Annotated in this window: 5 protein-coding genes; 1 reads left to right on the top strand and 4 read right to left on the bottom strand. The window is 70.7% G+C overall.

Annotated features, from left to right (window positions below; genetic code table 11):
- Together WAS25_RS15430 and gmhA are read right to left on the bottom strand one after the other, a co-directional pair.
- Positions 1–211, bottom strand: a 211-nt coding sequence (locus tag WAS25_RS15430) for a DUF4124 domain-containing protein (RefSeq protein WP_422313709.1), incomplete at its 3' end; no start/stop codon positions are given.
- Between the two features lie 12 nt (positions 212–223).
- Entirely contained in the window at positions 224–787 is a 564-nt protein-coding gene (gene gmhA, locus WAS25_RS15425) for a D-sedoheptulose 7-phosphate isomerase (protein ID WP_422313707.1), read from the bottom strand.
- A gap of 88 nt (positions 788–875) precedes the next feature.
- Between gmhA and WAS25_RS15420 the strand changes: the two genes are divergently transcribed.
- Entirely contained in the window at positions 876–1838 is a 963-nt protein-coding gene (locus tag WAS25_RS15420; RefSeq protein ID WP_422313705.1) for a hypothetical protein, read from the top strand.
- A 7-nt stretch (positions 1839–1845) separates the two neighbouring features.
- Here the strand turns inward: WAS25_RS15420 and WAS25_RS15415 are convergent, their stop codons facing one another.
- Positions 1846–4395, bottom strand: a complete 2550-nt coding sequence (locus WAS25_RS15415; RefSeq protein ID WP_422313703.1) for a DNA translocase FtsK 4TM domain-containing protein — start codon at positions 4393–4395, stop codon at positions 1846–1848.
- 46 nt (positions 4396–4441) lie between these two features.
- Positions 4442–5387: polysaccharide deacetylase family protein (locus WAS25_RS15410; RefSeq protein ID WP_422313701.1), on the bottom strand; the 946-nt coding region annotated here is incomplete at its 5' end.

Below are 5387 nucleotides of genomic sequence, written 5' to 3'. Positions count from 1 at the left end.
GCCCATCCCGGGTGGCGCTCTGGCGGAGCATTTCCGGCCGGCCCGCGTGGCCCGGCTCCACGGCGGGTGGTGGTGGGGCCTCCAGCACCTGGGCGTCCGCCGGGGGCGGCGTGTTGGTGATGTGGGTCTGGCCGGCCGCATCCCGCCAGTAGTAGGTGCGTGGCTGCGGCTGGCCCAGGAGGGCCAGGAGCAGCAGCCCCGCCACAGCCATCACCGGAAGGCCTCAGAAATGGGCATCGAGGGCCTCGCACCAGAAGTGGTAGACCATCTGGTGGACCTCCTGGATGCGGGCCGTGACCGTGGAGGGCACCACCAGGGCCTCATCCATGAGCCCGGCGAGCTTGCCGCCGTCCCGGCCCAGCAGGCCCAGGGTGCGGACCCCCAGCTCCCTGGCGGAGGCCACGGCGCGAATGACGTTCGGGCTGTTGCCACTGGTGCTGATGCCGATGAGCAGGTCCCCCGGGCGTCCCAGGGCCTCCACCTGGCGGGAAAAGATCTGATCGAAGCCGTAGTCGTTGCCGATGGCAGTGAGCGCGGAGGTGTCGGTGGTGAGGGCGATGCCAGCCAGGGCCCGTCGTTCCTTGACGTAGCGCCCGCTCAGCTCGGCGGCCAGGTGCTGGGCATCGGCGGCGCTGCCCCCGTTGCCGCAGACCAGGATCCGGCCGCCCCGCCGGAGGCGTTCGGCCATGTCATCGGCCTGGGCGACGATGCGATCCATCTCCCGGTCGAAAAAGACTTGCTTCAGCTGGATGGCAGCCTGGACGTGCTGGAGAAGGGTCTGCTTCATGGCGGCAATTGTGACAGCAATTCCCCTCCCTAGATCCGGCGGGGGCTGGCAGACTGCGTGTGAATGCCCATCGACAGGTTCGGGTCCCATGGATTGGATTGCCCTCAAGCACGCGCTGCTGTCCCACCTCCCCGTGGCCACGGGCCTGCTGCTTCCGTGGGTCCTGCTCGCCTCCCAGCGGCCGGGGCGGGGGATCCGCCCCTGGTGGACCGTGGCCCGCTACCTGGGCTGGGCAGGACTGCTCGGGACCCTCTGCGCCTTCGTGAGCGGCATTGCCACGGGACGCTTCCTGGCCCTGATTCCGCCCCACCGCCTCCTCCCTGCGCTTCCCCATGGGCCAGGGCCCGAGGCGCTCCTCTTCCGCCATGCGCTCTGGGGTGCGGGTTCCCTCATCGTGGGAATCGGTGCCACCTGGGCCATGAACCGGCCGCGGAAGGACCATGAAAGCCTGGGCCTCCTGGCGCTGCTCCTGGGGTTGACCTGGTGCGCCGTGCTGCTGGTGGTGGGGGAGGGTGGATACCGGCTGGCTCATGAGCAGGTCCGGGTCGTGGCGCCCCTGGCTGCTCCCGTGGCCATGCCTGCACCCAAACCCGACCTTGATCCCGAGGGTCGGCTGCCGATCCGCGTCCTGGACTACGCCTCGCTGGAGGCCATCCATCCCGAACCCGTGAAGTCCCTGGCCCACGGCGGCCGGTGGATCCGCGCCTGGGTCAGCCCCGAGGCCGCCCCGGCCTACCGGGCGGGCCAGCCCCTGCCCCCGGGAGCCCTGGTCGTGCTCAGTTCCACCGAGGACCGCTGGGGCCGCCCCGGTGTGGAGGCCGGTCCGCTCCACGCGCTGGAGATGAAGGCCTCCGGGCCCTCGCTGACCTTCTACTGGGCCCGTGTCCCCATGGCCCGCCGCCCCGACTTCGGCGGCGAGTCCCGGGTCTACTGGCGGGGCCAGGATGCCCACCTAGAGGCCTGCCGAACCTGCCACGCCCAGGGCATCGCAGATCCCTCCCAGCGCAGCCGCTGGCGGGCTAAGCGGGCCGTGGCGGAGGCGGCGGACTGAGCTGGCCCTACTCGGCCTCGACCAGGACTTCACGGGGCTTGCCGGCGCCGCGATCGGGGCCCACGATGCCCTCTTCCTCCATGCGGTCGATGAGGCGGGCCGCGCGGCCGTAGCCGAGGTTCAGCTTCCGCTGGAGTAGGCTGGTGCTGGCCTTCCGCTCCCGGCGCACCACGGCGAGGGCCCGGGCGTAGATGTCGTCGACGCCGTTCATTTCCGTCTCGTCGAAGAGGGCGGTCTCCTCCTCGGTCTCCATGGCGCTGATGAGGGCCTGGTTGTAGTCGGGACGGCCCCGCTCGCGCAGCCAGGTGACCAGGCGCAGGGTCTCATCCTCGCTGAGGAAGGGGGCGTGGATGCGCTTGGGATGGCTGGCGCCGTTGGGCAGGTAGAGGGCGTCGCCCGCGCCCAGCAGCTGCTCGCCGCCGCTGCAGTCGAGGATGGTGCGGCTGTCGATCTTGGTGCGCACGCGGTAGCTGAGGCGGCTGGGCAGGTTGGCCTTGATGACGCCCGTGACCACGTCCACGGAGGGGCGCTGCGTGGCCAGGATGAGGTGGATGCCCACGGCCCGGGCCTTCTGGGCGATGCGCGCGATGCTGTCCTCCACCTCGCTGCGGGCCACCATCATCAGGTCCGCCAGCTCGTCGATGACCACCAGTACGTAGGGCAGGTGCTCCAGCACCGCCGGGCGGTCCGGCCAGCGCGGGTTGGGCGTGCGGTCCGTCAGGTCCAGCATGCCGCCGGCCTCGGCGATCTTGGCGTTGAAGCCCTTCAGGTCGCGCACGCTGAGCAGGGCCAGACGACGGTAGCGATCCTCCATCTGGGCCACCACCCACTTGAGGACGCGGCCGGCCTCCTTCATATCCGTGACCACCGGGGCCCAGAGGTGCGGGATGTCCTCATAGACGCCCAGCTCCACCATCTTGGGATCGACGAGGATCAGCTTCACCTCGTCGGGCATGGCGCGCACGAGGACTGAGCAGATCATGGCGTTCACGCCCACGCTCTTGCCGCTGCCGGTGCTGCCGCCGATGAGCAGGTGGGGCATCTTGTTCAGGTCCGCCACGATGGGCCGACCCGCGATGTCTTTGCCGAGCGCCAGATGCAGCATGCCGCCCGCATCCCGGAAGGCGGGGCTGTCGATGACTTCGCGAAAGGTGATGATCTCCCGCTTGGGGTTGGGCACCTCGATGCCCACCAGGTTCTTGCCGGGGATGCGATCCATGCGCACTGCCTCGGCCTGCAGGGCGAGCGCGAGGTCCTCCTCCATGCCCAGGATGCGCGACAGCGGGATGCCAGCGTCTGGCTGGAACTCGAAGACCGTGACCACGGGGCCGGGCTGCATGCCGGTCACCAGGCCCTTGATCTTGAATTCGGACAGCTTCTGTCCAATCTTCTCCTTGATCACTTCCAGGGTTCCGACATCGATCTTGGCGTGCTGGCCCGGCGGATCGAAGAGGCGGCGGGGCGGCAGAGTCTCCCGCTCGGCGAGGGAGGGTTGGGCAGGTTCCTGCGGCAGCGGCGGCAGGGGCCTCGAGGGGGTGGGCTCGGTGAGGGGCAGAGGGGGCTGGACGATCTCCCGGCCGAAGCGATCCTTCATGACCTGGGCCTTGGCCAGGGTGGGCTTGGGCTTGGGTGGCGGCGGCGCGGCGGCCAGAAGTTTCGTGCGGAACGCGGCGGTGGGTTCTGCGCCGGTGGCCACCGGACCAGCCACGGGAAGAGTCTGCGCTTCAAGCACCGTCGAGGCCGCGTCCAGATTAATGGAGTGGATGGGGGGCAGCAGGTCCTCCGCGCGGATCAGCGGCTGCTTGCGCTTCGCCTCGGCCGTCTCCAGCTCTGCCCGTAATAGGGACTCCCGCTGATCCTCGAGGGCCTGCTGGCGCTGGGCCAGGGCTTGCAGCTCGGCCGCGTCGCCCGCGTCGATGTCAGGCTGATCCAGGTTGCGGCTCCGCAGGAAGGGGCGCCTCACCATGCTGAGAAACCCCTGGAACCCCTTGGCGGGCATGGGCTTCACCCAGGGCCAGGCCTTCTCCCCGAACCAGCGCGTCAGGAGGCGGCCCATGGCGCGGGTCAGGGAGGGCGCCAGCACCAGTGAGCAGATGGTGACCACGATGAGCAGCAGTAGCGGCAGGCCGACGGGCCCCAGGAAGCGCCGCTCCACGGGCCAGAGGGCGCTGCCCAGCCAGCCGCCCCAGCGGAGCTGGAGGGTGCCGCCTTCGGGCAGGCCGGTCCAGGTGCGATTACCGAGGGCGCCGAGGGCGGTCCAGTATGACAGGGCGAGGCCCAGCCAGGCCAAGCGTCCCGGCCAGTGGCGGCCGTCCCGGGGCCAGGCTTCCCAGATCAGGTAGGGCGGCACGATCCAGGCGCCAATGCCCATGAGCGTCTGCAGGAGTCCCGCCATGGTCGCGCCGACGGTGCCGCACAGGTTCTGCACGGCGGCCACGGCCGCTCCCTGCGTGAAGGGATGGGGGTCCAGGGGGTGGTAGCTGGCCAGGGAGAGCAGCAGCACCAGGGCCGTGAAACCCAAGCTCGCCCTCAGCATCCAGCGGCCGATACCCTGCAACGCGACTCCCAGAAATGAATCCCAGTGTAGCCCACCGGCCGCAGATTCAGTGGGCCTGCGCGGGGGCTCCGTTCAGCAGGGCGAGGCGGTGCTGGGGGTCCCAGGCGGGCTTGCCGAGGTCGCGAAGGATGGTGCCCGCGGACACGAAGGTCCAGCCTTCCTTGCGGGCCCGGTCCATGAAGGCGCCGAGGCCATCCGTGGGACGGTCACCCTCCTCGCGGCCCGAACCCAGGTGCATGAGGACGATGAGGCCGTCGCCATCGCGGCCCAGGCGCTGCTGGAGGCGCGCCACGATGGCCTCGCCGCTGCGGTAGAGCTTGCGCTCCTTGGGCGTGGCCCAGTCGAGGGTGTCGGCCCCCTCGCTCCATCCCACGTGGCGGTAGCCCAGCTCTTCGGCCCAGCGGCGGATTTCCGCCGTGTGCTCGCCGTAGGGTGCGCGCCAGTAGGGATCCATGGGGCGGCCGAGCAGGCTCACCAGGGCCGCGTCCGCCCCCAGCAGCTCAGCCTGCACGCGCTCGCGGGTCCACTTGGGATCGCGCTTCATGCCCGGGGCGAAGTGCGGGTGGTTCATGGTGTGGTTGCCGAGCTCGTGGCCCTCGGCGGCCATGCGCTTCACCAGCGCCGGGAAGCGCTGGATGAAGGCGCCCGTGAGGAAGAGGGTAGTGCGTACGCCCCGGGCCTTCAGGATGTCGAGCACCTCGGCGGCCACCTCGTTGCTGGAGCCGCCGTCGAAGCTGAGCAGGATGCGCTTCTGCCCCCCGGGCCCCCGCGTGAGATTCAGCGCCTCGCCCACGCCGGGCCAGGCGGAGCTTGCACCTGCGGGAATCCTGACCGGGGCGACGGTGGCGGCGGGCGCTGGTGCCGGGATGGCCGGCCGCGGCGCCGCTGGGGCCACCCGGGGGGTCACGGGCTCCACGGTGATCGGCGTGAAGAGCGAGGCCCGGGGGCGCGGCCCACTCGGGGCCTCCGAGGCGCTGGGCAGGTCGCGGCCT

This window comes from Geothrix sp. (assembly GCF_049292215.1).
Classification (GTDB): domain Bacteria; phylum Acidobacteriota; class Holophagae; order Holophagales; family Holophagaceae; genus Geothrix.
The sequence above is the reverse complement of the archived record's forward strand: the minus strand, read 5'-3'. Positions and strand labels throughout refer to the sequence as shown.